Annotated in this window: 28 protein-coding genes; 7 read left to right on the top strand and 21 right to left on the bottom strand. The window is 52.2% G+C overall.

Features of this window, described 5'->3' with window-relative positions:
• The first annotated feature begins 88 nt into the window (after positions 1–88).
• Positions 89–850, top strand: a complete 762-nt coding sequence (pgeF, locus tag DZC51_RS07715; RefSeq protein ID WP_157294801.1) for a peptidoglycan editing factor PgeF — start codon at positions 89–91, stop codon at positions 848–850.
• A gap of 36 nt (positions 851–886) precedes the next feature.
• On the opposite strand, the gene DZC51_RS07720 is transcribed toward pgeF, so the two are convergent.
• Entirely contained in the window at positions 887–1,372 is a 486-nt protein-coding gene (locus DZC51_RS07720; RefSeq protein WP_157294802.1) for a tetratricopeptide repeat protein, read from the bottom strand.
• Between the two features lie 93 nt (positions 1,373–1,465).
• On the opposite strand from DZC51_RS07720, the gene DZC51_RS07725 reads away from it, so the two are divergent.
• The 3 genes from DZC51_RS07725 (at position 1,466) to DZC51_RS07735 (ending at position 5,257) form a co-directional block, all read left to right on the top strand.
• Positions 1,466–3,064 carry an ATP-binding protein gene (locus tag DZC51_RS07725; RefSeq protein ID WP_232524086.1) on the top strand — a complete coding sequence of 533 codons (1,599 nt, stop codon included), beginning with the start codon at positions 1,466–1,468 and terminating at the stop codon, positions 3,062–3,064.
• Complete coding sequence (locus DZC51_RS07730) at positions 3,061–3,759, top strand: response regulator (RefSeq protein WP_157294803.1); 699 nt, start codon at positions 3,061–3,063, stop codon at positions 3,757–3,759. The genes DZC51_RS07725 and DZC51_RS07730 overlap by 4 nt, the downstream gene beginning before the upstream one ends.
• Before the next feature lie 160 nt (positions 3,760–3,919).
• Positions 3,920–5,257, top strand: coding sequence for a CitMHS family transporter (locus DZC51_RS07735; protein ID WP_157294804.1), 1,338 nt, complete (start codon positions 3,920–3,922; stop codon positions 5,255–5,257).
• 50 nt (positions 5,258–5,307) lie between these two features.
• Here DZC51_RS07735 and DZC51_RS07740 read toward each other — a convergent pair whose 3' ends face one another.
• From DZC51_RS07740 to DZC51_RS07775, 8 genes are all read right to left on the bottom strand, one after another.
• Positions 5,308–6,090, bottom strand: a complete 783-nt coding sequence (locus tag DZC51_RS07740) for an MBL fold metallo-hydrolase (protein WP_157294805.1) — start codon at positions 6,088–6,090, stop codon at positions 5,308–5,310.
• Between the two features lie 11 nt (positions 6,091–6,101).
• Complete coding sequence (nadX, locus tag DZC51_RS07745) at positions 6,102–6,881, bottom strand: aspartate dehydrogenase (protein WP_157294806.1); 780 nt, start codon at positions 6,879–6,881, stop codon at positions 6,102–6,104.
• Positions 6,882–7,292: 411 nt separating this feature from the next.
• Positions 7,293–8,084 (bottom strand): ABC transporter ATP-binding protein, encoded by a 792-nt coding sequence (locus DZC51_RS07750; RefSeq protein WP_157294807.1) that lies wholly within the window; start codon positions 8,082–8,084, stop codon positions 7,293–7,295.
• 84 nt (positions 8,085–8,168) lie between these two features.
• Positions 8,169–8,831 carry a phosphate signaling complex protein PhoU gene (gene phoU, locus DZC51_RS07755; protein WP_198304081.1) on the bottom strand — a complete coding sequence of 221 codons (663 nt, stop codon included), beginning with the start codon at positions 8,829–8,831 and terminating at the stop codon, positions 8,169–8,171.
• A 25-nt stretch (positions 8,832–8,856) separates the two neighbouring features.
• A complete protein-coding gene (gene pstB, locus DZC51_RS07760) occupies positions 8,857–9,693 on the bottom strand; it encodes a phosphate ABC transporter ATP-binding protein PstB (protein WP_370513681.1) in 837 nt (278 codons plus the stop codon).
• 20 nt (positions 9,694–9,713) lie between these two features.
• Positions 9,714–10,556, bottom strand: coding sequence for a phosphate ABC transporter permease PstA (gene pstA / locus DZC51_RS07765; RefSeq protein ID WP_370513682.1), 843 nt, complete (start codon positions 10,554–10,556; stop codon positions 9,714–9,716).
• 70 nt (positions 10,557–10,626) lie between these two features.
• A complete protein-coding gene (pstC, locus tag DZC51_RS07770; RefSeq protein WP_157294810.1) occupies positions 10,627–11,574 on the bottom strand; it encodes a phosphate ABC transporter permease subunit PstC in 948 nt (315 codons plus the stop codon).
• Between the two features lie 86 nt (positions 11,575–11,660).
• On the bottom strand, positions 11,661–12,662 hold the full coding sequence (locus DZC51_RS07775) for a PstS family phosphate ABC transporter substrate-binding protein (protein ID WP_157294811.1): 1,002 nt from the start codon (positions 12,660–12,662) through the stop codon (positions 11,661–11,663).
• 548 nt (positions 12,663–13,210) lie between these two features.
• On the opposite strand from DZC51_RS07775, the gene DZC51_RS07780 reads away from it, so the two are divergent.
• Positions 13,211–13,750: an ECF transporter S component gene (locus DZC51_RS07780; RefSeq protein WP_157294812.1), complete on the top strand. Its 540-nt coding sequence runs from the start codon at positions 13,211–13,213 to the stop codon at positions 13,748–13,750.
• Between the two features lie 49 nt (positions 13,751–13,799).
• Here DZC51_RS07780 and DZC51_RS07785 read toward each other — a convergent pair whose 3' ends face one another.
• Together DZC51_RS07785 and DZC51_RS07790 are read right to left on the bottom strand one after the other, a co-directional pair.
• Positions 13,800–15,305 (bottom strand): malate:quinone oxidoreductase, encoded by a 1,506-nt coding sequence (locus DZC51_RS07785; protein ID WP_157294813.1) that lies wholly within the window; start codon positions 15,303–15,305, stop codon positions 13,800–13,802.
• A 346-nt stretch (positions 15,306–15,651) separates the two neighbouring features.
• Complete coding sequence (locus DZC51_RS07790; RefSeq protein WP_157294814.1) at positions 15,652–15,990, bottom strand: DUF378 domain-containing protein; 339 nt, start codon at positions 15,988–15,990, stop codon at positions 15,652–15,654.
• A 224-nt stretch (positions 15,991–16,214) separates the two neighbouring features.
• Here DZC51_RS07790 and rluF point away from each other — a divergent pair, with 224 nt between their 5' ends.
• The gene (rluF, locus tag DZC51_RS07795) at positions 16,215–16,922 is read left to right on the top strand and encodes a 23S rRNA pseudouridine(2604) synthase RluF (RefSeq protein WP_157294815.1); all 708 of its coding nucleotides are present in this window, start codon (positions 16,215–16,217) and stop codon (positions 16,920–16,922) included.
• Positions 16,923–17,006: 84 nt separating this feature from the next.
• On the opposite strand, the gene DZC51_RS07800 is transcribed toward rluF, so the two are convergent.
• Positions 17,007–17,201 carry a hypothetical protein gene (locus DZC51_RS07800; protein WP_157294816.1) on the bottom strand — a complete coding sequence of 65 codons (195 nt, stop codon included), beginning with the start codon at positions 17,199–17,201 and terminating at the stop codon, positions 17,007–17,009.
• A gap of 117 nt (positions 17,202–17,318) precedes the next feature.
• Between DZC51_RS07800 and DZC51_RS07805 the strand changes: the two genes are divergently transcribed.
• Positions 17,319–17,972, top strand: a complete 654-nt coding sequence (locus tag DZC51_RS07805) for a uridine kinase family protein (protein ID WP_157294817.1) — start codon at positions 17,319–17,321, stop codon at positions 17,970–17,972.
• Between the two features lie 96 nt (positions 17,973–18,068).
• On the opposite strand, the gene DZC51_RS07810 is transcribed toward DZC51_RS07805, so the two are convergent.
• The 9 genes from DZC51_RS07810 to yycF all read right to left on the bottom strand — a co-directional run bounded on the left by DZC51_RS07810 (position 18,069) and on the right by yycF (position 26,798).
• On the bottom strand, positions 18,069–19,028 hold the full coding sequence (locus DZC51_RS07810) for a zinc-binding dehydrogenase (RefSeq protein WP_157294818.1): 960 nt from the start codon (positions 19,026–19,028) through the stop codon (positions 18,069–18,071).
• A 104-nt stretch (positions 19,029–19,132) separates the two neighbouring features.
• Positions 19,133–19,612: a 23S rRNA (pseudouridine(1915)-N(3))-methyltransferase RlmH gene (rlmH, locus tag DZC51_RS07815; RefSeq protein WP_157294819.1), complete on the bottom strand. Its 480-nt coding sequence runs from the start codon at positions 19,610–19,612 to the stop codon at positions 19,133–19,135.
• Positions 19,613–19,674: 62 nt separating this feature from the next.
• Entirely contained in the window at positions 19,675–19,866 is a 192-nt protein-coding gene (locus DZC51_RS07820) for a CxxH/CxxC protein (RefSeq protein ID WP_232524087.1), read from the bottom strand.
• Positions 19,867–20,052: 186 nt separating this feature from the next.
• Positions 20,053–21,228 (bottom strand): S1C family serine protease, encoded by a 1,176-nt coding sequence (locus DZC51_RS07825; protein WP_157294820.1) that lies wholly within the window; start codon positions 21,226–21,228, stop codon positions 20,053–20,055.
• A gap of 129 nt (positions 21,229–21,357) precedes the next feature.
• Positions 21,358–22,146: an MBL fold metallo-hydrolase gene (locus tag DZC51_RS07830; protein WP_157294821.1), complete on the bottom strand. Its 789-nt coding sequence runs from the start codon at positions 22,144–22,146 to the stop codon at positions 21,358–21,360.
• An 11-nt stretch (positions 22,147–22,157) separates the two neighbouring features.
• The gene (locus DZC51_RS07835) at positions 22,158–22,961 is read right to left on the bottom strand and encodes a two-component system regulatory protein YycI (RefSeq protein WP_157294822.1); all 804 of its coding nucleotides are present in this window, start codon (positions 22,959–22,961) and stop codon (positions 22,158–22,160) included.
• A complete protein-coding gene (locus DZC51_RS07840; RefSeq protein WP_157294823.1) occupies positions 22,948–24,273 on the bottom strand; it encodes a YycH family regulatory protein in 1,326 nt (441 codons plus the stop codon). The genes DZC51_RS07835 and DZC51_RS07840 overlap by 14 nt, the downstream gene beginning before the upstream one ends.
• Positions 24,264–26,084 carry a cell wall metabolism sensor histidine kinase WalK gene (gene walK, locus DZC51_RS07845; protein ID WP_157294824.1) on the bottom strand — a complete coding sequence of 607 codons (1,821 nt, stop codon included), beginning with the start codon at positions 26,082–26,084 and terminating at the stop codon, positions 24,264–24,266. The genes DZC51_RS07840 and walK overlap by 10 nt, the downstream gene beginning before the upstream one ends.
• A gap of 6 nt (positions 26,085–26,090) precedes the next feature.
• The gene (gene yycF / locus DZC51_RS07850) at positions 26,091–26,798 is read right to left on the bottom strand and encodes a response regulator YycF (RefSeq protein WP_157294825.1); all 708 of its coding nucleotides are present in this window, start codon (positions 26,796–26,798) and stop codon (positions 26,091–26,093) included.
• Positions 26,799–26,811 lie beyond the last annotated feature (13 nt).

Here is a 26,811-nt window from a genome sequence, read left to right on the forward strand (position 1 = left end):
ACCTATTATTTATTTTAGTTAACCCATATCCCCATATCCCCTTGTATCTGTCTCTCCCCTTTCGTTAAGATGAAGGCAGGTGATAAAAATGAAACCCAAAATCTATATGAACGATCATGTTCTTGCCGGCATGACGATGAAAGATACGGCCCGGCCGGAAGACAACAATATGGCGCTCCATTCGTGTGAAAACCCTGAAAGAGTCATGGAAAACCGCAGGGTCCTTACAGATTGGGCCGGCGTGCCGCTTTCCCGGTTTGTTCTTGCCCACCAGACGCACAGCGACAGATTTCATAAAGTGACCGCTGACGACTTCGGACGCGGGGCGGACAGTGCCGATACCGCAATTCCGGACACCGATGCCCTCTACACTTTTGAGCCGGGTGTGCTGATCGGAAGCTTCACGGCGGACTGTGTGCCGGTCATATTTTCCCATGAACAATCGGGACTGATCGGGGTGATCCACTCCGGCTGGCAGGGCACCGTGAAGGAAATCACGCCAAAGCTGTTCAGACACCTCCAGGACGCGGAAAACTGCGCTCCCGAAGCCTTCCGTGTTCAGCTCGGTGCCGCACTCAGCCAGGAAAAATTCGAAGTAGACCGGGATGTGTATGAGAAGTTCAAGGCACTCGGCTATGCCGATGATTTCGTTGAATACAACGAAGCAACCGGCAAATGGCATATCGATAACCAGAAGACGGTCGAAGCCCAGCTCCTGCAGGCAGGCATTCCGGCCGACCGGATTGTCCTCGACCGCACCTGCACGTTCAAAAGCCCCGACGGCTTCTCGTACCGTGAGGACAAGAAGGCGGGGCGTCATCTGAGCTTTATCGTGAGGAAAACACACTGAATCCTTCCGCCCGGCAGGCCCGGGCGGATTTTTTATTCATCTCCAGGTGCGGTCCAGCTTGTCCGCGTAAAAACGGATTGCCTTCCCGTAATCCCTTATTCTCGGGTCCGATGTGGTATCCGCAAGGTTGTTCAGCAAAAGCTCCATCGCTTCTGCGTGCCGGCCGAGATTGTGAAGTACCATGGCATGGAACACCTGAAGGGCGCGGCTTTCCGGGAATTCTTCCCTTCCCCAGGTAAAGGTTTTATCCGATTTTTCGTATTCACCGAGCGCCCTGTACGTGCTGCCTAGTCCAAGAAAGGCGCCTTCCCGGTCTTTTCCCGACAGGCCCATCCGAATGGCCTCTTCATAATGCGGCACGGCCGAAGCCTCTTCTCCAAGCGCATCAAAACTCCACGCTGCCTGGTATTGGATCTCCGGGTCATCGGGGTGTTTCTTCGCCAGTTCCACAAACCGTTCATTCGATTCCTTCAGCCGCCCTTCCTTCCGGAGCCGGACGGCCGTTCCGATTTCTTCTCTCACAGGATTCCTCCCCTTCCTTGTCCCCTTAAGACGTTCAGCTATAATTAAATGACAGTTCTTCCTGACATGGAAGAGGAAAGGAGGCCGCCGGTCTTGGAAAAAAGGAACATTCTCTCCGGACGGTTCAGCTTGAGAGGGAAAATGATCTTACTCATCAGCCTGCTCATTGCGGCGGTCTCCCTTCTGTTCGCTTCTCTCCTGTATGATCTCATCTCGGATACGGTCGAAGATCAGGCCGGCAAGCGGGCGATCAGCATCGCACACAGCGTCGCAGAGATTCCCGAACTGCAGGACGCCTTTTCCCTGGAAGACCCCGCTTCCGTCATACAGGACATCGTCACCCCCATTCTGGAAAAAACAGAAGCGGAGTTCATCGTTGTCGGCAACCTGGATGGAATCCGCTATTCCCATCCTGAACCGGAGAAGATTGGAGAAGAAATGGTCGGGGGCGACAATGAGCGCGCACTCCGATTCGGGGAATCCTATATTTCAAAAAAAAGAGGCACTCTCGGGCTGTCGATCCGGGGAAAGGTTCCGGTCTATCATGAGGGAGAGATTGTCGGCGTTGTATCGGTCGGCATCCTGAACGACAGTGTGCAGACCCTGATCGAACAGAGGGCCCGCTCCCTATGGCTGACGCTGGGGCTCATTTTGCTGATCGGGATCATCGGTGCCGTTGCCATCTCCAACTACATCAAGCGGCTTCTCGGCAACAAGGAACCCGAAGAAATCTCCGACCTGTATTCTCGGCAGGAGGCCATTCTCCAGTCAACCCATGAAGGCATTCTCGCCACGGATGCAAACGGACGGATCACACTCATCAACACGGCGGCCAGCCAGATTCTGAACGGCAGTCCCGAGATGGTCCAGGGCGGTTCCATCGACCGTCTCCTTCCCCCCAATATCGGTCTTGGCCGAGAGTATCAAGGAAGGGAAATGGTGCTCGGCAACCAGACGGTCCTTGCCAATCAGACTCCCCTTTCGGGAAGCGGGACATATGCCGGTTCCGTCATCACCTTTCAGAGAAAAAGCGAAATCCAGAAAATCACGGAAGAGCTTTCCAGAATCCGCCAGTATGCAAATACGCAACGGGCGCAGACGCATGAACACTCGAACAAGATGCATGTGATTCTCGGCCTGCTGATGAACGGCCGTCCTGAAGAAGCCATCGACTATATCCAAAAAGAAAACAATGTCAAGCACAGTCAGCTCAAGTTCCTGGAAGACCGCCTGTCCGATCCCCTCATTCAGGCCCTCCTGCAGGGCAAGCAGATCCGGGCGGAAGAACTCGGCGTCAAGCTGTTTATCAACCCGGACAGCAGACTGTCCCATGAATTGTCCGAAGAGCAGCAGGATGCCGTCCTGACCGCACTTGGCAACGTGATTGAAAACGCCTTTGATGCCGTTCGCGGGAAAGCCGACGGGGAGCGTGCCGTCTCGGTTTACTTCACTGACCTGGGGAATGATGTCCTGTTTGAGGTCGAGGACACCGGGGGCGGTGTCGCTCCTAGCACCTTCAGCCACCTGTTCGAGCAGGGTTTCTCCACCAAAAACGGGGAGGGCCGGGGCATCGGCCTCGCCCTCTCCAGGCAGTCACTGGCGGAAGCCGGTGGCGAAATCACTTATGAAGAAGGGGAAGACGGCGCCTGCTTCATCATCAGCATCCCGAAAGAAGAGGAGGAAGAATCATGAAGGACTTCTCTGTCCTGATCGTCGAAGACGATTTCAGGGTGGCCGATATCAACCGGCAGTACATCGAGGCCGTGGCAGGATTCCGGGTAGCCGGCACGGCACGGAGTGGACGCGAGGCGCTGGATTTCCTGGCCCATCCGGATCCGCTCCCCGATCTGGTCCTGCTTGATCTCTATATCCCGGATGTGCAGGGACTGGAGCTGTTCCGCACGATCCGGCATCAGTATCCTGACATGGACCTGATTGCTGTCACTGCGGCCAACGAAGCCGAGACGGTCCGCGGCTTGTTGCGGGGCGGCATCTTTGACATTATTATCAAGCCGTTTGATGTGGACCGGTTCGCCAAAACACTGGAAAAATACCGGGCGTTCCGCGAGCAGACCGACAGTATGGCAGCGTATAGCCAACAGGAAATCGACCGGCTCACAGGTTTCCAGAGCCTTCCCTCGGCTGCCGCGTCAGGCGGGGATGAACTGCCCAAGGGCATTGACCCGATCACACTCGGCGAGATTCTCGGATTTTTCGAAGAGTCCCGGACAGACGGCATCACAGCAGCCGAACTCAGCAAAGAGATCGGGACGAGCCGCTCGACTGCGCGGCGATACCTGGAGTACCTGGTCTCCGCCGGCAAGATCCGGACGCATCTGATCTACGGAACGGTCGGACGGCCGGAACGCCGATACACCCCACTGTGAAACTTATGAACTTTATTTGTTCTAATGAGGAATATTTGATTTATCAGAGTAATCTTTATCCCCTTCCCTTCCATGTGATATTTTCACTACAATGCGAAACGCGGAAAGTTTCACTCTCTTGCAAGCGTATTCATTCTTGGAATCGGAAGGGGATTTATAAATGAGCCTAAGTGTCATTGGATTTCTAACCATACTGGTAATCGTCGCCCTGCTGATCAGCGGGAAGGTCACTCCGATTGTTGCGATGGTCATTCCGCCGATTATCGGTGCTTTGATCGCGGGGTTCACCTTCTCCGAACTGGGGACTTTCTTCGATGACGGGATCGCCACAGTCATCTCAGTCGCTGTCATGTTCATCTTCGCAATCATCTTCTTCGGCATTATGCAGGATGCCGGGTTGTTTGACCCGATCATCAGCAAGATGGTCACCTGGTCGAGGGGAAATGTCATCCTCGTCAGCATCGCCACGGTCCTGATTGCCGCAATCGCCCAGCTGGACGGCTCGGGGGCTTCTACATTCCTGATCACGATCCCCGCCCTTCTCCCGCTCTATAAGCGGCTGAAGATGAACCCATATCTGCTGCTTTTGCTGGTCGGAGGTTCGGCCGCAATCATGAATATGCTTCCGTGGGGAGGCCCTCTTGGCCGTACGGCTTCCGTCCTCGGCATGGATGTCACGGAGCTTTGGAGACCGCTTATCCCGATTCAGGGAATCGGACTCGTTCTGATGTTGATTCTCGCCGTCCTTCTTGGAATGAGGGAACAGCGAAGGATCATCAAAAAGTATGGTTCTCTCGAAGTGGCAGCCACAATTGATCTGACCGCTGATGATGCCTTTCAGAGCGGGCCGGAGACAGCAGAAGCGGACAACTCCCTTGCACGGCCGAAACTGCTCTGGGTCAATGCGATCCTGGCCATCACCATCATTGCCCTGCTCATGTCGGGTATCATCCCGGCAGGCCTGGCCTTCATGATCGGGGTTGCCATCGCCCTGCCGATCAACTATCCGAGCACGAAAGACCAGATGGACCGGATCCGCGCACATGCACCAAGCGCGCTCACAATGGCCTCCATTATCCTGGCGGCCGGACTGTTCCTCGGCATCCTGAACGGGACAGGCATGCTGACTGCCATCGCGACTGACGCAGTCAATATCCTGCCGGCCTCTGTCGCGCCTTATCTTCATATCATCATCGGGATTCTCGGCGTTCCGTTCGACCTGCTCCTCAGCACGGACGCCTACTACTTCGGCCTATTCCCTGTAGCCGAGCAGATCGCAGCGACGTACGGCGTACCTTCGCTGTCCACTGCCTACGCGATGATCATCGGGAACATCGTTGGTACGTTCGTCAGCCCGCTTGCACCTGCCGTCTGGCTCGCGCTTGGGCTTTCCGGGCTCGAGATGGGCAAGCACCTGCGCTACTCCCTTTTCTGGTTGTGGGGACTGGCCCTCGTGCTTCTGTTCATCGCCGTATTGATGGGACTTATCCAGGTTTAATCAGACAACCCGCTCCGGGTCCGGAGCGGGTTGTTTTGTGTTCTCCAGTATCAGAATTGCACGCTGAAGCTTGCGAACCGATGGATACCCGTGCCAAACCTTATTAGTTCCCGATTCCGCAGATCCCTGACAGCTTCCTTAACCTCTGTAAGAATCTGCGCGTCCAGCCCCACTGTGTTATGCGATCCGAAGACCCTGCTTACCCCCGGAATATCCGCAATGCGTTCCAGTGAACGGACCAGGTCTTCCGGATTCGTGGTCGGATAAAACGCGTAAATCGGCGTCTCATCGTACAGCAGATCCCCCGTGAACAGATAGCCCTTCGTTTCATCGTGGATGGTGATGTGTCCCGGCGAATGTCCCGGCGTGTGGTAGATTCTCAGCACCCTGTTACCGAGGTTGAAGACATCCCCCTCTTTCAGAGTACCTGCGGGAACTCCCCGGAACGGACGGTAGGTTTCCGGATCGAAGCCGTGCGGCGTCGGAATGGTGATGTCACGAGTCATCTCTTTCCTGATCTGCTCGTCAGTCCGCCCTTTGATGCCGTTGACAATCCAGTCCAGCTCCTTTTCGTGGACATAGAACGTATCAAACTGCCCGTGACTGCCGATATGGTCCGCATGGACATGTGTCGTCAGCACTTCAACCTGCAGATCGGTCAGCCGGTCGGTGATCTTCCTGATATTGCCGATTCCGAGTCCGGTGTCGATCAGTATCGCCCTGTCCAGACCGATCAGTAAAAACGAATGTACTTTTTCCCAATGGCCGTATTCGCTGATGGCGTATGTATCGGAATCAATTTGTTGAACTGTGAACCAGTCATCCCGGATCATCCTATCCCCCCTTATCCGATAACCACCGGACTCCCTTGGTTTTTCAATGCAGCCAGGACGCTGAGAGCCGCCAGATAACTTGTTTTCGGATTGCCCGGCATGGGCAGGTTTTCGATTGTCGCCGCCATGCTTCCGAAACTCCCCTCCGCCTCGACCGTATGGGTGTTCCGATTCACGGACGGATCCGCGATCACTCTGACCTTCGCCATTTCTGTTCCGATGCCGGCGAGCGACAGGGCAAGGGCGACATTGACGTTTTTCGGGAACTTCTTGATCGCCTCGCCCGCAGGGCCCTCAAAAAGCAGCTTTTCTTCGCTGATGCCCTCAAGCCCGAGAGATGCCGGTGATTTTCTTGTAGTGATCATCACCTTCTCCAATCCGCCTGAAGCATTCGCGGATTTCAGCAGATCCAGGCCGCCGATCGCACCCGACGGCAGGTGGACGGTGCATCCGTTCTTCTTGGCGGTTTTCCTGACTTCCTCCAGAAAAACGGCGTCCGCAAATGCGCCAATGCTGCTGACGATCAGATCTTTTTCATTCTCCAGAACCGGAACCGAATAGGCGGCGGCCACTTCCACCGCCGCCGCCTCGACCACGATATCGACGTCAGATCCGATGAATGATTCAAAATCATGATGAAACTGAGCCTCGTACTGTTCCGACAGTTGCCCGCCGGTCTCCCGGTTGCGTCCGAAAATGGCGGTGACGGTTCCCGCGGTCTGTTTTTCTTCGTTGATGCTCTTAAGCAGGTAACTCGCTATATTTCCGGTTCCCATAATGCCGATTTTCACAATGAGTCTCCCCCTCAGCAATTGTCTAATCAGGATGCACGACCATGGACTGTCTTCCACACCGGCCTGTCCGACTCCTCCGGATGGATTTACTTGACTAGACCACTGATGCTTTTAAAAGAAAGCTCCGTCAATGCAACAAGTAAAGGGGCTGTCCGAAAAGTGTATTTCCATCATAAAATGCAAAACAGCAGTGGCTCTGATCGCTTTCCGCGGGCGTTGCCTTAGTCTCCTCGGACTCCGTCCTGCGGGGTCTTCGGCTAACGCTATTCCCGCAGGACAGGGAAGCCTCCTCGAACAAGCCTCGCACGAAGGAAATGCGAAAGCATTTTCGAGGAGTCTCTCGACGCCACTGCTGTTTGCCATAGATACAAGAATTTAATTACTTATTGGTCAGCCCCTTTTTCTGAGTCACTTCCTGACCGCCTGGGCTTTTGAGAGAAGCGGGCGCCCATTGTCCCAGATGACATTGACCGGAATGCCGAAGAATTCGGACATGCGCTCTCTTGTGACAAGTTTTTCCGTGGCACCGGCATCGAAAACCTGCCCTTCCTTCAGAAGTAGTGTCTTGTTGAAGGCCGGCAGGATCTCCTCGATGTGGTGCGTGACATAAAGGATTGTAGGCGCGTCCGGCCTTTGTGCGATCCGCCCGATCGATTCCAGCAATTCCTCACGCGCAAGGAAGTCGAGCCCGTTTGTCGGTTCATCCAGGATCAGCAGTTCCGGATCAGCCATCAGCGCACGCCCGATCAGCACCCGCTGTTTTTCACCTTGTGACAGCGTGTCGTAGCGGCGGTTGGCATATTCGAGGCAGCCGAGTTCCCTGAGGATGTCGACCCCCTTCCGGTCGATCTCTTCCGTCGTCTCCTCATGCAGCCCGAACGATGCGTACGCGCCGCTCAGGACGACCTCATACGCATTGTCCCCCGGCTCAAGCTTTTCCTGGACCAGTGACGAGACAAATCCGATCCTTCTGCGCAGCCGCTCCGCAAGGTACGTCTTCCCGAACTCCATCCCGAGCACACGGATCGTTCCTGTTGTCGGGAACAGATAGGCGTTGATGAGTTCAAGCAGCGATGTTTTCCCTGCCCCGTTCAGCCCGTACAGCACCCAGTGATCCCCTTTTTCGACCTTCCAATTGATGTCTTTCAGTATCCATTTCCCCTCCCGCTTGCGGGAGACGTTTTCCATCTCGATGATCACAGCTTCACCTTCTTAATGTTCTGACTATATTGTACACCTGATTGAACATAGGAAAAAGAGGCCCCTCGCCGGAGCCTCTTTTAATCATTCATTCAGATTCAGTGTTTTCCCCTTGACCATGAAAATGATATTCTCGGCCATGTTCGTGACGTGGTCGCCGACCCGTTCGAGATGGCGGCTGATAAAGGCCAGCTGGGTGATCTGGTTGACATAGTCCGGGTTCCGGTGCATGTAGCCCATGAGTTCCTGGATCATCCGGCCGTATGCCTCGTCGATCGCATCATCTTCTTTGGCAAGCTCGAATGCAAGGTCGATGTCCTCCAGGTCATAGGCGTCAAACGCCTTCCTGAGCATGACTCCCACGGCATCCGCCATTTTCGGGATGTCAACGATCGGTTTGATGAGCGGTTCTTCTCCGATGTGGAGCGTACTTTTCGCGATGTTCACCGCGAGGTCGCCAATACGTTCAACGTCGGTCGAGATTTTGAGCGCGACAATGATTTTACGGAGGTCGGTCGCAACTGGCTGCTGCTGTGTGATCAGCTGGATCACTTTCTGGTTGATCTCCTCATCCAGCGCGTTGATCTCGGCGTCTTTCTGTTTGACCGCTTTTGCCAGTGTCAGGTTTTGCGTTTTCAGTGCGTCCATCGAATCCCCGAGCTGGCGCTCCGCGAGATCCACCATCCGGAGAAGCTTACCCTTCAGTTCTTCCAGTTCCGATTCAAACGTTTTGCGTACATTTCCCATATTCCTCAACCTCGTGTCCCCCTTCTTAGCCGAACCGGCCGGAGATGTAATCTTCGGTCCGCTGGTCGGCCGGGTTTTGGAAAATCTTATTCGTGTCATCGAACTCAATGACTTCCCCGTTCAGGAAGAACGCCGTTTTGTCCGATATCCGCGCGGCTTGCTGCATGTTGTGCGTGACAATGATGATCGAGTAGTTTTCTTTGAGTTCCTGTACGAGTTCCTCGACTTTAAGCGTGGAAATCGGGTCGAGGGCGGATGTCGGTTCGTCCATCAGGATGACGTCCGGCTCGATCGCCAGTGCGCGGGCGATGCAGATCCGTTGCTGCTGACCACCCGAGAGCGAGTAGGCATTCGTGCTCAGACGGTCCTTGACCTCATCCCAGATTGCCGCGCCGCGAAGGCTCTGCTCAACAATCTCATCAAGAATCTTCTTGTTCTTGATGCCGTGAATGCGCGGGCCATAAGCGATGTTGTCGTAGATTGATTTCGGGAACGGGTTCGGCTTCTGGAACACCATGCCGACCCTTGTGCGGAGTTCCTCTACAGAATACTTGGCGTCGAAGATGTTGCGGCCACGATAGAGGATTTCGCCGGATGTCCGGACGCCGTCGACAAGTTCCACCATGCGGTTGAGCGTTTTGATGTAGGTGGACTTCCCGCAGCCCGAAGGACCGATGATTGCCGTGACTTCGTTTTCGCGGATCGGCAGGTCGATGTTCTTCAGAGCGTGGTGGCTGCCATACCAGAGGTTCAGCTGCTTTGTATCATAAACGACCGGCTTTGCCGTTTCCCGGATTGGTGCTTCCACCGGGCTCACGGCTGCTTGGGTCTCTTTATCGGTTCGGTTCATAAGTTGTACCATTCCTTTTTTCCTCCCAGTTCTCAGTATCGCTTCTGGAATTTATTCCGGATCAGGACAGCAATCGAATTCATCAAAAGCAGGAACGCCATGAGAACAATGATGCCCGCGGAGGCAACTTTCTGGAAGTCTGCCTGCGGCCGTTTCGCCCAGTCGTAGATCTGCATCGGCAGTGCCGTGAAGGTATCCATGACACCCGACGGCAGGAATTGGATGATGACCGGCACACCGATGACGATGAGCGGCGCGGTCTCTCCGACCGCCCGGGATAGGGCGAGGATGCTGCCTGTCAGGATGCCCGGGATCGCACTTGGAAGAACGACACGGACAATGGTCTGCCATTTGGTCGCGCCCATCCCGTAGGACGCTTCACGCACATGCTGGGGCACGGCACGGATCGCTTCCTGGGCGGCAACAATGATGACCGGAAGGATGAGCAGGCTCATCGTGAATCCGGCGGCCAGGATGCTGTTTCCGAGAGCCAGCGCCCGTACGAAGATCGTCAGGCCGAGAAGACCGAAGACGACGGACGGGACGCCTGCCAGATTCGAGATGTTCATGCGGATAAAGTCATTGACCCGATTTTTCTTGGCGTATTCCTCCAGGTAGATCGCCGTGCCGATTCCGTGGAACATCGAAACCGGTGCGACGACCGCCATGAGCCAGAGCGATCCGACGAGGGCAGCCTTGATGCCTGCCTTCTCCGGGAAGCGCGATGCAAAGTTCTGGAAGAAGTCGGCAGACAGGAAGCCGATGCCCTGCGACAGGATCCTGTAGAACAGGATGCCGAGCACGAGCAGCGCCACAAGTGTCGCCATGAAGAACAAAGTTTTGAAAACGCTATTGGTAATTTTCCGGCCGTCCATCCGCTTGGACACGGACGCCGGATCAATAAAGCGTTTGTTGACGCCGGGTTGCTGTTCAGTGATTCTCATCTTAATACGCCTCCCTGAATCGTTTCGTGATGCGGCTGGCCAGGAAGTTCATCAGGAGTGTGAAGAGGAACAGTGTGAAACCGACAGCATAGATCGAATAGTAGATCGGCGTGCCGTACCCTGCGTCACCCGTGGAGACCTGCACGATATAAGCAGTCATCGTCTGGATGGAGCCGGTGAAATCCGCATCGAAGCGCGGGGTCGAACCGCCTGCGAGTGACACGATCATCGTCTCTCCGATCGCACGCGATGTAGCCAGAACAACCGATGCGAGGATTCCGGAAAGGGCCGCCGGAAGGACTACTTTCATCGCGACTTCAAATTTCGTCGCGCCCATCGCAAGGGCCCCTTCCCGCATGGCATTCGGGACTGCACTCATGGCGTCTTCGGAAAGTGAAGCGATCATCGGAATGATCATAAAACCGACCACGATCCCGGGACTGAGGGCATTGAAAATCTTCAGGTCCGGAATGATTGTCTGCAGGACCGGCGTCACGAATGTCAGAGCGAAGAATCCATAGACGATCGTCGGGACGCCCGCCAATACCTCAAGGACCGGCTTGATGATCCGGCGCGCGTTGTCCGTTGCATATTCGCTCAGATAGATCGCAGCTGCCAGGCCGATCGGAACTGCCACAACCACAGCAATCAGTGTGATCTTGAGCGTACCGACAATCAGCGGCAGGATGCCAAATTTCGGTTCCTTATTGGAAAACGGCAGCCATTCTGTTCCGAAGATGAACGACAGGATCGGCACTTGTCTGAAGAACGTCACCGTCTCAAAGATCAGCGTGGCAACAATGCCTACAGTTGTCAGCACAGAGACGCCAGCAATCAGAAAGAGGATGACCGGGATGATTTTCTCGATGATTTTTTTTCTTTTGTTGTTTCCCGCTTTGGCGATCAGTTCCTGTACGGATGCCCGTTCCCGGGTAGTCGGATTTACCATCATTTACCTCCATTTATTTGAAAAGCAGAAAGAAATGAGCAGCGGAATGCCGCTCATTTACTCTGCAAAGAGATTAGAGATTAAAATCAGTTTTTGAATTCTTCAAGCTTGGCAATCTGTTCGTCGGTATCTTCCTGTGGGAGGCTGACATAGCCTACAGCTTCAGCCATCTCACCTGCATTGTTAAGCGCGAATTCAAAGAAGTCGTAAGTTGCTGCGTCGTTCTGGAGCGACTCGTTGCTGACGTAAGTGTAGAGCGGACGGGACAGCGGCGAATATTCACCGGCTTCGATCGTATCATGTGTCGGCTCAACACCGTCGATTGCGACAGCTGTGATGGAGTCCTGGTTGGCTACGTAGTACGAGAAGCCGAAGAAGCCGATGGCGTTCTTGTCACCTTGTACGCCTTGTACGAGGACGTTGTCGTCTTCAGAGAGTGTTGCGTTCTGAACCATGTCTTCTTCTTCAAGGATGACTTCGTTAAAGTAGTCATATGTGCCGGAGTCTGTGCCCGGAGAGTAGAAGACAATTTCTTCTTCAGGCCATTCCGGATTGATATCGGACCATTTCTTGGTTGTGCCGTCTTCGACCCAGATCTTCTTCAGGTCTTCGACTGTCAGCTCTGTTGCCCAGTCGTTTTCCGGGTTAACAACTACTGTCAGGCCATCGTAAGCCAGAAGGAACTCGGTGTAGTCGACGCCAGCTTCTTCAAGCTTCTGCTTTTCTTCGTCTTTGATCTCACGGGATGCGTTCGAGAAGTCAGTCTCGCCTGCGATGAATTTCTCGAATCCGCCGCCTGTTCCGGATACGCCGACCGTTACCTGGACGTCAGTGCCTGTTGCTGCATATTCTTCGACGAGGGCTTCCATGACCGGCGCGACTGTACTCGAGCCATCGCCGGAAACTTGGCCTTCAACTGCTGCTTCAGAAGACTTATCTGCAGATTCGCTTGCCGTGTCGCTTTCAGCTGCCTGTTCTTCAGTTGCTTCGTCTGTTGCTGCATCTTCTTCTGTGTCGCTTCCGCATGCGCCAAGCAGCAGAGCCGATGAGACGACAGTGAGTCCGAGATAGTGTTTCCAGCTTTTCATGTAATTGTTCCCCCTGTTAGTCGTAGTCGTTTTGTTTACAGTCCCTACTTTACCAACGTGTTATTGAGGGCAAATGAATAGAATGTAAAGGGATTGTTAATGTGGAGATGAGGGGAATTTACAAAGTTAACAGAGCACCGGGAAGACGGAAGGACGATATCCCAGGAATTCTGCTGGTAATGGCGCCGTACATAAGAAGGATGGTGAATGAGCACATCTAGCCAATCGTATTAAAATACAGTCTTGCAAATCAGGAAATAAGAATCGGCAGCAAATCAGCATCATAGAGAGAAAGTCATATAGAAAGAAAATTATATTTAGGTATATTAGACGGATACAACCTCTTAATTATTAGAAGCTGTACTCATAAAAAGACTGATGCCGTTTTAGGAGTGTTCCATTCCTTTACCTCTGAATATTGACGGTCCGGTCACGATACGCGATAGTTTAAGCTAATCTGACCCCTTCAGTTCGGTTAAAATTGAACCTTTTCATAAGCCAGCAATCAGGTATGATAAGTCATATCTTTCAGAAAAGAAGGGGTCATCTTGCAGAAAACACATCCGGTTTCCGTCACACGAAACAAAACCTACGATATGATCATCACCGGGATGCTGATTGCGCTCGTTTTCATGGCGACACTGTTGCTCAATATCAAACTGCCGATTACAGCAAACGGCGGCCTGGTGCATCTGGGTACCGCCATGCTCTTCATTTCCTCCATCATGTTCGGACCAAAAAAGGGCGCCATGGCTGGCGGTTTCGGCATGGCGCTCTTCGATCTGGTGTCCGGCTGGACATTGTGGGCGCCGTTCTCCCTTCTGACTCGTAGCCTGCAGGGCTATATCGTCGGGAAAATCGCCTGGTCCGGCGGCCGGGAAGGAAAGAGCCCGGTCTTCAATACGATTGCGGCCATTGTCTCGCTGCCATTCATGCTGGCAGGCTACTATCTATGCGAAGCAGTACTCTTCAGCAACTGGATCATTCCGGCGGCCTCAATTCCGGGCAATATCACGCAGAACGTAGTCGGCCTGATTGTCGCCATCCCGGTCTGTATCGCACTTAAAAAGATCCCTGCATTTAAATAACAAACAAAACAGAGCGCCGTCCCATGCGGGATGCGCTCTGTTTTATATATCAGTTATGGACAGGCTCTTTTTCACTTTCGTTCAGGCCGAGCACTTCTGCAGTCTCGGAGTGGATCTTCTCGAAGAGTTCAGGATTCTCGGAGAGTGAAATGCCATAGGATGGAACCATCTCCTTGATCTTTGGCTCCCAATCGCCGTACTGCTCTGGGAAGCATTTCTCGAGAATCTCAAGCATGACGTGGACTGCCGTGGACGCACCCGGAGATGCTCCAAGCAGCGCCGCAACCGAACCGTCCTGGGCCGTTACGACTTCTGTGCCGAACTGGAGCGTACCTTTGCCGCCCTGCTCGGTGTCTTTGATGACCTGGACGCGCTGACCTGCGATGACGACATCCCAGTCCTCGCTTTTCGCATTAGGGATGAACTCACGCAGCACGTCAACGCGCTGTTCCTGGTTCAGCATCAGCTGCTCAATCAGGTATTTCGTCAGTTTCATTTCCTTAGCGCCTGCGGACAGCATCGTCAGCAGGTTATTCGGCTTCACGGACTTGATCAGGTCCAGATACGAACCCGTCTTCAGGAACTTCGGCGAGAAGCCGGCGTAAGGCCCGAAGAGGAGGGAACGCTTGCCGTCGATATAACGGGTGTCGAGGTGGGGCACTGACATTGGCGGCGCGCCGACCTTCGCTTTGCCGTATACTTTCGAACGGTGCTGCTCGATGACTTCCGGGTTGTTGCAGACGAGGAACAGCCCGCTGACCGGGAAGCCGCCGATCTGCTTGGATTCCGGAATGCCTGTTTTTTGGAGCAGGTGCAGGCTGCCGCCGCCCGCTCCGATAAAGACGAACTTCGCCGTATGGTACTCCAGCTTATTGCCGTCGAGGTCGCGGACCTTCACTTCCCACTTGTCGCCGGAGCGCCGGATGTCCTCGACACTGTGGCGGTAATCGACCGATACATCCTGGCGCTGCAGGTGGTCAATGAGGACACGCGTCAGCTCACCAAAGTTGACGTCCGTGCCGGAGTCGATTTTCGTGGCTGCGATCGGCTCGTCGGCATTGCGGCCTTCCATCATCAGTGGGATCCATTCCTTCAGCGTCTCCGGAGAGTCGCTGAACTCCATCCCCTTGAACAGCGGATTGCCGGAAAGTGCTTCGAAACGTTTTTTCAGGAACGAAACATTGTCCTCGCCTTCCACAAAGCTGATATGCGGAAGCGGCATGATGAACTTCTCAGGATCCTGGATCAGATTATTCTTGACCAGGTGGGCCCAGAACTGACGGGAAAGCTGGAACTGTTCGTTTACACGGATCGCTTTCTTTGTTTCGACCGTGCCGTCTTCTTTCTGGGGCGTATAGTTCAGCTCGCACAGCGCAGAGTGGCCTGTGCCCGCGTTGTTCCATTCGTTGGAGCTTTCTTCCCCCGGTTTATCCAGTTTCTCAAACACCTTGATCTTCATGTCCGGCGAGAGCTCTTTCAGCAAGGATCCCAAAGTCGCGCTCATGATACCGGCACCAATCAAAATCACATCTGTCTGCTTTTGCATGCTGCTCATGACAACCTTCCTTATCCCCTGGATTTATAATAATAAAACAGAGCTCCTGCCCCGGTGACCAACAGGCACCGGCCGGGAACACAGTTATGTTAATTCTTAATCTTTATTATAACATAGTTCGATAATTGACTTTCCTATTTACTTCCGATTGCACACAGTACAATTATACCTTTTTTGCATCTTCAATCAGGCCTCGCGGACCGAACAAGGAACACCATGCGTAAAAGAGCATTCAGCGGCACAGACTAGAAAAGGCTTTCATCCGCATGATACGGATGAAAGCCTATGAATTCGTTCTAACGCTGGAGCAGTATAAATTCTGAGCGGTGCCAAGCAGTGTTTATTATTACAATCCATCAATGTTACGGTTCGTCCCTTTTTCCTCAGCATCCCGCTCTTTACTGAAATCGGGCTCCTCACCGAATTCTGTGCGCAGATCCTGGTTGGAAATTCTTGAGGGTCGGTCACTGTCAGCCACGGTGTCAATCTCCTCGCTCGGTTTAAACAACAGACCGATACAGACTAGGGCACTGATTCCGACAAGACCATAAACCACCCTGGACAAGAATGCATCTTGACCGCCAAATAGAGTTGCAACTAAATCAAACCGGAAAAAACCGATCAATCCCCAGTTTATCCCACCAATAATCAAAAGCGCCAGCGCAATCCGTGAAAGCACACTCATATATGGACTCCTCCTTCCTGATTCGTATTTATCCTTTACCGAAACCCATTTTTAATACATATTTAATCATGAAGGCAGGTACTCAAATGATGATCTGTATTTGAACTGGTCCACTTTCGAGCCGGCTCTCAGGACGGCTCTGTAATCAAAATTTGTGATTCACCCATAAAACAACGTATAGTAAGCATCAAACCAAACAATCCTCTGATAAGGGATGTGCAGACATGCGTATTAATAAATACATCAGTGAATCCGGAAAGACATCCAGGCGCGGTGCCGATAGGCTCATTGAAGAAGGGCGCGTGACGATCAACGGCAAACGTGTCTCGATCGGCACTCAAGTCGAACCCGGAGATGATGTCCGGGTGGACGGAAACCCCGTCCGGGTCGCAAGAAACAATGTCTATCTTGCCTTGAACAAACCTGTAGGCATTACGAGCACGACAGAAAAAAGCGTAAAAGGGAATATTGTCGACCTGGTCAATCATCCCTTGAGAGTATTTAACATCGGGCGCCTTGATAAAGATTCTGAAGGCCTGATCCTTCTTACGAATGACGGCGATATCGTCAATGAAATCCTGCGTTCCGAAAACAGGCATGAAAAAGAATACATCGTTTCAGTGGATAAACCGATCAACCCTGAATTCCTGAAGAACATGGAAGAGGGCGTCAAGATATTGGGAACAAAAACACTTCCCTGCAAGACAGAGCAATTATCAAAATACGATTTCAAGATCATTCTGACACAGGGGCTGAACCGTCAGATCCGCCGCATGTGCGAGGCGTTGGGATATCAGGTTTACCGGCTGCAGAGAATCCGGATCATGAATATCCATCTGGGCAACCTTCCTCCCGGACAATGGAGGGACCTGTCGAAAAAAGAACGGACCGCATTATTTAGAGAGTTAAACTACGAGCCGAAAGAATGGTAATGGCCATAGAACGTAAAATGATCATCGAATCCTTGTCCAGTCAATGGGACAGATCCGATGATCATTTCTTTTGGTCGTCTGCTGTTACTCACCGTGCTGGCGATCCAATGCTTGATATTCCTTCATATAAGGACCGTCATCCGCTACGGTTGAATGATACAGCGCTTTGATGGCCAAGTTTTTCTCCAGGCCCATTTCGGATTTGATCTTCTTTAGTTCATCATGCAAATCTCGGTGCTGGTTGATCAGCTTGGTCATGACGGTTTTGCTGTATCTCATCTGGTCACATCCTTTTTTTATCTGCCTTAAGTGTAGCCTATGAAAGGTCATTTAGTCTGGCTGCAGCTAATTTCTGGTATGATTGTCTGGAATGAATCATTGAAAAGAGAGTGAATGATGGACCGTTTAATTCAGAACCTCACAGGCTGGATCCGCAACTCCGATAAGCAGTTGATCATCGGTATTTCGGGTCATGGAGCTGCCGGTAAAACCACTTTTGCTCAACAGCTGATGGATGCCCTAAAGTTAGAGGCGAATTACTTGAATACAGATCCCTATATCGTCAGTTCAAGCATCAGGAAACACTCAGATATTAAGTACCCTTACAAGGGAACGTTACACCACTTTAAAATGACGGCCTGCCATCCCGCAGCACATCACATCCCTTCACTGGAAAGAGACATCCGCATGATTAGAGAAGGCTTGGATCTGCTGACAATTGAAACACATTATTCTTCAGCTGAGCGACTCTCTTCAGAAAATAATGTAACGATTGTAGAGGGAATGAGTGTGGCGTTCGCTGACCCCGAACTATTCGATCTGCTGATTTATTTTTATACGGACGGCAGCACAGAGCTCGAACGGCGATTTGGAAGAGATATAGAGGAGCGGGGAACAGAACTTGAATATCTAAAGCAATCCCACAACGAGAGACGTATACAGTACGAAGTCTTTATGCACCCATACAGTGAACATTTCGATACGATCATAAAAAGTACGAAAGAAGGAACCATGAGTATCGAGAAAAATACGTTTGATCCATCTATTTAGCGTGCAAACGATAAAACCACCTGGAAGCTGTCCATTCAGCTTCCAGGTGGTCATTTATTTCCGTCCCTTTACATTTATTCATGAGACTTGTGTTATTTATTCGTCTCCCTCATACACGGCTACCAGACGGCCTTGTACTTCTCCGGCTTTTAGTTTTTCAATGCCTTCAGGGATGTCTTTGAATTTAATCTTCGTTAGTTTTGGATTCAGTTTGCCCGCTGCCATCAGTTCATAGATATCAGCGATATCCTGAGGTGTCCCGCCCACATTCGCCAGTAATCTCTTGGCGCCTGTGATAAATGAAGTCGTATTGATTGTCGTTTCCAGTTTCCCCATGCCTACCAATACAACCGTTCCGCCTGGTTTCACAACTTCCAATGCATCAGAAGTGGTGACTCCAAACCCTGCGTAATCCACAATCAGGTCCAGGTCTTTGTCTGCCAGATCTTTAATATCGGATACCACTTCTGCTGCCCCGATTTCCTTGGCCAATTCACGCGCCTTCTCACTCACATCGGCTGCATAGATATTCTTGATTCCTTTTGCTACAGCCGCCTGCAGTGCGAATTGACCGAGTCCGCCAATACCGATCAGGGCAATGTTCATGCCTGGTTTTGCTTGTCCCACATTAAACAAAGCGGAGTATGAAGTCATACCCGCATCCGTCGCTGATGCGGCCATTTCCATGGAAAGCTCATCCGGAACACGGACCAGATCTTCTGCAGGCGCATGAATTTTGGTCCCGAAACCACCGTCATAAGCATATCCTGGAGCTGTTCTGGATGGTCCGGTTGGGCATATAGCTACACGATCCCCGACCTTAAAATCAGTAACACCTTCGCCTACTTCAGAAATGACGCCGGCATTTTCATGGCCCATAATGACCGGTGCATCCATCAATGTCATCCAGCCCTCATCCTCCAGAGACCCAACATCAGAATGGCATAAACCTACTGCCTTCGTATCAATTACTACACGTCCTGGAGCCGCCTTCGGATCTTCTTGCTCTACGAGTTGAAGTGGTTCATGTGTTTTAGTGAATTGCCAACCTTTCATGATCTCTCCACCTTTTTAATTATCTTTAATTCAAACTAAATATAACAGGGTTATTATTAGTAATCAATGTTTACGTCTTTGGGTTTATTTACATGAAACTGCACTTATTTATGGTATGGCTCATTCTTCATAATCCGGAACGCCCTGTAGACCTGCTCCATCAATACCAGTTTCATCAGCTGGTGGGGGAAGGTCATCTTGGAAAAGCTGAGTTTTTCGTCCGCTCTATTCAGGACATCGGCATGCAGGCCAAGTGACCCGCCGATGACAAATACGACCTTGCTCTTGCCGTAGGTCATCAGTGATTCCAGGTTCCCCGCAAGCTCTTCTGATGACCGCTGCCTACCGTCGATGGCGAGTGCGATCACGTGGGCATCGGAGGGAATCTTCGACAAAATCCGGTCTCCCTCTTTTTTCTTCACCATTTCCATCTCCGCATCACTCAACTGCTCGGGGGCTTTTTCGTCAGGTACTTCGGTCAGTTGCATTTTCGCATAGGGCCGAAGCCGTTTTTCATATTCCTCAATGCCCATTTTCAGATACTTTTCTTTGAGTTTTCCGACTGTAACAATTGTAATATTCACAGCTTGTCCACCTTTATCAAATCGGTTGTTCACAGGAATTATGCACATATCCACAGCCTAAATCAAGATATGGTGGGCGAGTGTATGTTCGATACCACATATATTGCAGCCTGTTGGCAATAGTCACAAGGTGTGGATAACTCCTCGTTATTGTTGATGGCTTCCATGTTCGGAAACGCAGCTGTCTCGGCAGTAACTTCGTCTAAAGCCCGGTATATATGGGTTCCGCACGCTTTTTTCTTGACGATTTCCAATCAAATACCTCCTTTTCCACTACAGAAAGTTATAAACATTTGCAAATAGTTATCCACATTAGTGGACAATTGCAATTATTCTTTCCAAAAACACAGGCAGCCGGTTTAAATCTTACCGTGCTGCCCCTTGTGGATAGTTATATTTGTAATACTAGACCAAAATTTCAGTTATTTAGTTGCAACTTGCTAGAATTTAATCTCGGTCTTCATGGATTCACCGGCCCGATACACCTCGAGCGTTACCGTATCGCCCTGTTTCACCTCATTATACAAGTACTTCCGCAAGTCGATCAAATTCGCAATCGGTTCCCCGTCCATTGCAATGATGACGTCATACTGGCGAAGTCCGGCTTTCTGTGCCGGGGATCCCTGCATCACCTGATCCACAACCACGCCTTCCGTGACCTCTTTCGGAAGGTTCAGTTCCTCCTGCTGATAAACTGCCGGAATATCGATCAGGTCAAACAGAGTCACCCCCATTTGCGGACGGCGGACTTCCCCGTGTTCCTCCAGGTCTTCGATGATCGGCACAGCGGAATTGATCGGAATGGCCAGGCCGATCCCCTCGACCGAAGCTTCGGCGATTTTCATCGAGTTGATCCCGATCAGCCTGCCGTTCAGGTCGACAAGTGCGCCTCCCGAGTTGCCCGGGTTGATGGCAGCATCGGTCTGGAGGACTTCTGCGTTCCAGTCAATAGACTGATCCCCGTTCAGGTCGACCGGTATGGACCGCTCCTTTCCTGATATGACGCCGACTGTAACCGAACCCGAAAAACCGAGACCGAGCGGGTTGCCGATGGCGATTGCGGTCTGTCCCCGTTTCAACTCATCAGAATCCCCGAACTCAATGACATCCTGCACATCGGCATCATCCATTTCGACAACGGCCAGGTCAGTCCAAATATCCGCGCCAAGCAGCTTGGCGGGAACTTTTGTGCCGTCCTCCAACGTGATTTCGATTTGTGAAGCGCCCTCAACGACATGGTTGTTCGTGACGACGTACGCTTTTCCCTCTTCCTGCTTATAGATTACGCCCGAGCCGACACCTGCCGGAACAGTCTCTTCGGAGCCGGTCCAGTAGTTACCGGCAGTCTGGAGGTTGGTCACGCCGACAACAGCGGCGGACGCTTCATCGACTGCGCCGACGATGCCATCCTGCAGCTCAAGCGCCGTTTCCGGTGCATCACTGCCCTTTCCGTTTCCTTCTGCCGACTCTGTATCCGCAACGGTATTGATATTGTTATCCTCTCCCTTTGCATCCTTCTCGGGGGAGAGACAGCCCTGCAGGAGAAGCGCTGCCGACAGCATGCCGGCCGTGCCTGCATAACGCAGTCTTCGCCGCCCCGTTTCCAAGTTGACCATCCAATCCATCCTTTCTTCATGAAAAACCGCATTTACGGTTAATCTACCCGATTGGAGGAAATTGAACACAGCAAGGCTTGTTGTGTCTCTCCAAAACAAAAATCCGCCCCCTCAAGGGACGGATTCTGTTCAGACGGTGACCAGCTCGGTCGGTTCTTCTGCATCGGTGTCAAACAGATGCACGAATTCGCCGGGCCGGACGCCGCAAGTTTCAAGCGTCTGCGAAACACTCAGTCTCGCAAGGTCTTTCATATTGTTGTCTTTTGACAGATGGGAAAGGTAGATGCGTGTTTCCTTCTGCTCCACCACTTCACTCATTGCGACCGCCGCATCCTCATTCGATACGTGGCCGACATCGCTCAGGATGCGCCGCTTGACGTTCCATGGGTAGCGGCCCATCTGGAGCATGCCGACATCATGGTTGCTTTCAAAGACGAATGCGTCCGACCCGGAAATCCAGCCTTTCATCCGGTCGCTCACATAGCCGGTATCTGTGATGAGAGCAAGCTTGCGCCCGCTGTCATGGAAAACATAAAACATCGGGTTAGCGGCGTCATGCGAAACCGCGAACGACTGGATGTCAAGACTGCCGAACGACTTCACCGCTTCCATATCAAAGGTGTACCGCTGGCCGACCGGAATGTCTCCGACCAGGCCGTCCATCGCTTTCCACGTCTTTTCGTTTGCGTAGATCGGCATGCCATACTTCCTGGCCGCCACGCCCAGACCTCTGATGTGATCACTGTGTTCGTGCGTGACGAAGATGCCGTCGACCTGCTTCATGCTGCGGCCGATGCCTCCGAGAAGCCCCTCGAGCTTCTTGTTGCTCAAGCCCGCGTCCACAAGGAAGGCATGCTCATCGTTTTCTATATAAATGCAATTGCCCGTACTGCCGCTGGCCAATACACTGAATCTCACGTTTCGGCCTCCTACTGTTCTTCTTCTTCTGTGTCTGGTTCGGAAAGTTTGTCCATTATCTTATTATCCACTGCGTTGACGAAGTGATCGGCCGTAGTGCCATCGTCCAATTCTACATGAATATGCCAGGTCGGCACCAGTACTTGCGTCTGAGTTAACTGCACAAGCGGAGAGTAGCCCAGTTTCACTTCCCTGACGTCGGAACCCGGCTGCAGACTGCCCGACCGGGACAGCAAGCTGATTGCCTGGAGAGGCGTATTCAGGGTTTTCTTTTCGTTAATATCCTTCAGATTGTACAACATGGACTGCTCGTACCGGGTGACTTCCCGTTCTGCATTCCAATGGACGGTCAGCGTCGAATTCTCATTATAAAAGATTGTTCTGCCGTCATATTCCTGGAAAAAGGTCGCAACCCGATTTTCCTCATCCACTTCCCATAGCGTGTAATCCTTGCCGTTCGTCACATATTTTTCAAGGAAGTCCTCAAAGTTCAGCTTGCCTTTACTGTCTTCCAGGCCAAACGGTTCCTCGAGCTCTGAAATGAGTGTATTTTCCCCAGTAATCCTGGGCGTCTGGCCTGCCAGTTCCCTCAGCTCTGTCGTGCTGACAGGCATCAATTCGCCGGAAACACGAAAGGCTTCCTTGGTCTCCGGAAGATCACCGTAAGTGATATCGTCCACCCTCAGCCGGTCTTCAATGCTCGTTTCACCAAGCACCTCGAGATTTTCGGACCGGTTCAAATATAGCGAGAACAGGAAAACATTCAGGATGGCGAATACGACGATGAAAATGGTCTTTGTCTTACTCCAGTCCACTCCTGCCACCTCCTGTTCCGGCTTTTTTCACAGGATACCATTCCCCGCTCTCCTCGTAGAACCAAGCCGGCTCCAGCGTGTATAACGTTTCTTCATTTCGCTGGAGTTCGTATCCCCGGACAATGTCACTTACATGATCAAAGTCGACTTCCGGTTGTTGACGAAGGTATTCCGCCACATCCGTTCCGGCCGGAAGGCGTTTTTCCGAACTTTCCGGGAGGGGTTGACCCAGCTGGTAATAAGGTCTTGAATAGCTGGAGATTTGGCCGTTGCCCCAGATCTGGGTGATTTCAGTGAAAGTAAGCGAGCTATCACTGAAAACGGGGTACCCCTCGACCTCCATCCGGTATTTGATCAGTTTACGGAGCGGGTCCATCGAGGACAGGACGAAGTCATTGGTCCAGCCTCCATGCTTGTTGACGAAATTCATACTGTCCAGAAGAAGTTCACTTGGGATGGAAACCCCTTCATTTTCACTTCTCATACTGATATTCGTAAATTTCAATGTTTTCATCTGTGTATCAACGATCATCTGGTAATTGATATCAAAGTATTTTTCCGAATGCTCACCGAAGGGTTCCTTCTTTACCATGCTTATATCAGGGAACAGCGCTTCACTGAAGTCTGAAGGACTGATATCCTGCTGGAAGAAGGTCATGTTGCTGACCGAATTACTTGTTGCGGGAAGATAAAGCGTCCTGGCTGTTTCACGCTCGACTGCGGCAAAAGGTTCGTACTCTTCGGCTCCCGCCATAAGGCTGCTCAGCCGTTCCGGCTTCACTCCGGTCACATGGGCTGTAAATCTCCGCCCGCCGTCTGCTCCGATAAAGTGGACAAGACCGATGTCCGATTGTGTTTCAATGACAACCTGGCTGAAGCTTGACTCTGTCGTCACTGAATCACTGAACCGGAACAGACTGTCCACGACTCCGAACGGAATAGGAGACCGGAAAAAGAGCGTAACGGATTCGGGCTGGCTGATGATTTCGTCCGCCTCATCTGCTGTGATCTCCTTGTCAGCCTCGGCCAGGTTCTGGAATGACCAGGTCTTCATGAAGTCCATCAGCGTCTTGATGTCCTCCCTGTCCGTGGTGCCGGTTATGCCGTCCCGGGAAGTGGAGATTATCTTGTAGGGAAGTATTACTTCACTGAGTTTCTGTTTATCCCCGAGGGTGATTTCAGATGTCGGTGACTGTTCGATCGGCTCGTAATTGGGACGGAATGTCCATATGGAGAAAGTCAGTGTGACGCTAAGAAGGATAAGGAGAATGAGGACTGCCGTTTTGATATGCTCTATATATTTCAATCCCACTCACCCGCCTCTACAACTTCGAATGGAAGTGTGAAGAAGATGGTGGTCCCCTTGCCTTCCTCACTCTCCGCCCAGATGTGGCCCCCGTGCGCCCCGATCATTTCCTTGGCGATGGCCAGCCCGAGTCCCGTACCGCCCATCGCACGCGAGCGGGCCTTGTCCGCTCTGTAGAACCGCTCAAAGATGCGCTTCACATTTGTTTCCGGAATACCCATTCCTTCGTCTGAGACCGCTACTTTTATATGATCATCTTCCGCTTGTACAGTAAACCGGACATTGCCGCCGTCCGGGGAGTATTTCAGGGCGTTGGAGATGATGTTGTCGATGACCTGGGTCATCTTGTCCATGTCCAGCTCCGTGTACAGCGGACCCGGCGGGATCAGCCTGATAAACTGGACATCTTTGGATTTCATGAGTTCAAACCGGTCGATGATCCGGTGGAAGAATTTCACGAAATCCACGATGTCGGTGTTCAGCTCATATTCTCTGCTGTCCATCCGCGACAGCTGCAGAAGATCCGTGACAAGACGGATCATCCGTTCCGTCTCTGTCTGTGTGACATGCAGGAAGGATGGAGCAATCTCCTCGTCTTTCCAGGCTCCGTCAGCCAGCGCCTCCAGGTAGCTCCGCATCGAGGTAAGCGGCGTGCGCAGTTCGTGGCTGACATTCGAAACAAATTCCCGGCGCTCCATCTCAATTTTCTCCTGCTCGGTGATGTCATGAAGAACAACGATCAGGCCGTTTACAAATCCGGTCTCCTTCTGAATGACCGAGAAGTTTGCCCGGAGGATGTATGGCCTTTCCTCATCACTGAAATCGATCGTGACCGGTTCCTGCATATCGACCAGATCCTCGAAGGTATGCTCCTGTTCAAGGCCGAGCACAGCCGGCACGGGGCGATTCAGCACATGCTCGCGCGGAACGCCCAGCATGCCGAGCGCTGTATCGTTGATCAGGATGATGCGGCCCTTCCTGTCGGTCGAGATGACGCCGTCGGTCATGTTGGAAAGGACCGAAGCAAGCTTCCTCCGCTCGGATTCGGTCGATGACTGCGCCTCCTGAAGGCGGGTTGTCAGGTGGTTGAATGCCTTTGCAAGGTCGCCGATCTCATCCTGGCCGTAAACCCGCACCTTTCGGGCAAAGTTTCCTTTTGCCATGGCGCTTGCCTGCTTCGTCATATCAGCAATCGGGCGGGTGATTGTCTGGGCAAGGAGAATACCCAGAATCACCGTAATTCCGAGTGAGAAAGCCGTCCCGCCGGCGAGGATCTGGTTAATATCGTTGATTTGGCTGTATACCTTCTCGACGTTCGACTGGATATGCAGAACGGCGATCACTTCGCCTCCGGACACAATCGGTACCGCCAGCACCCAGATTCTTCGCTGTGACTCATTCAGGTAGGTGCTCTTGGTTTGGGTACCGGACTGAATGGAATTCCATACAAGCTCATCCACCGAGCTTTGATTGACCAGCTGCTGATTTTCATATTCGGATGTGGCGAGGATCCGCATCTTGGAGTCGATGACCCTCACTTCGATGATGTCCTCGGAGGAAAAACCGGAAAGGACCGATTTCAGACTTTCCTCGGGTGAGGGGTCTTCCTCGGTCCTCTGCCGTATCAATTCCTCCCTGACGCTGAATTGCAGGAGATTTACCCGGTCCTGTATGGATTCCTCGAAGTTGGCCTTCAATGTCTTCTCAAGTTCCTGGGCAAAGTAAATGCCGATGATCTGCATCGCGATCAGGATGAGAAGAACGTACATCAGGACAAACTTCAGATGAATGGACCGGAAAAAGCCGACTTTCTGCATGAGACGTTACTCCTGTTCCGGATTTCTCAGGTAATAGCCGACGCCGCGCCTTGTCACGATCCATGCCGGATGGCTCGGGCTGTCTTCGATCTTCTCGCGGAGGCGGCGGATCGTCACGTCAACCGTCCGTACATCGCCGAAGTAGTCGTAGCCCCAGACCGTCTGGAGCAAGTGCTCACGCGTCATCACCTGGCCGATATGCTTGGACAGATAGTGGAGCAGCTCGAATTCCCGGTGGGTGAGCTCGATCTGCTCGCCGCGCTTCTGGACGAGATAGGCGTCCGGCTGGATCGTCAGATGGCCGACGGTGATGTCGTTGGACACTTCCTCTTCCGACTCTGCCGGCGCCGCCTGGTGGCGTCGCATATTGGCCTTTACACGCGCGATCAGTTCACGGGTGCTGAACGGCTTTGTGACATAATCATCTGCGCCGAGCTCCAGTCCGAGGACTTTGTCGATCTCGGAATCCTTTGCTGTCAGCATGATGATCGGAAAGTCATACTTCTTCCGCAGTTCACGGCAAACTTCCATACCATCCTTTTTTGGCAGCATGATATCCAGCAGTGCAAGATCCGGAACCGTCTCTTCAACACGCTCAAGCGCCTCTTCACCGTCATATGCGGTGATGACGTTGTAGCCTTCTTTTTTCAGATTGAATTGGAGGATGTCCGCAATCGGTTTTTCATCATCCACTACAAGAATCGTCTTGTCCATGATGGTCTTCCCT

The organism is Bhargavaea sp. CC-171006 (assembly GCF_009761675.1).
Classification (GTDB): domain Bacteria; phylum Bacillota; class Bacilli; order Bacillales_A; family Planococcaceae; genus Bhargavaea; species Bhargavaea changchunensis.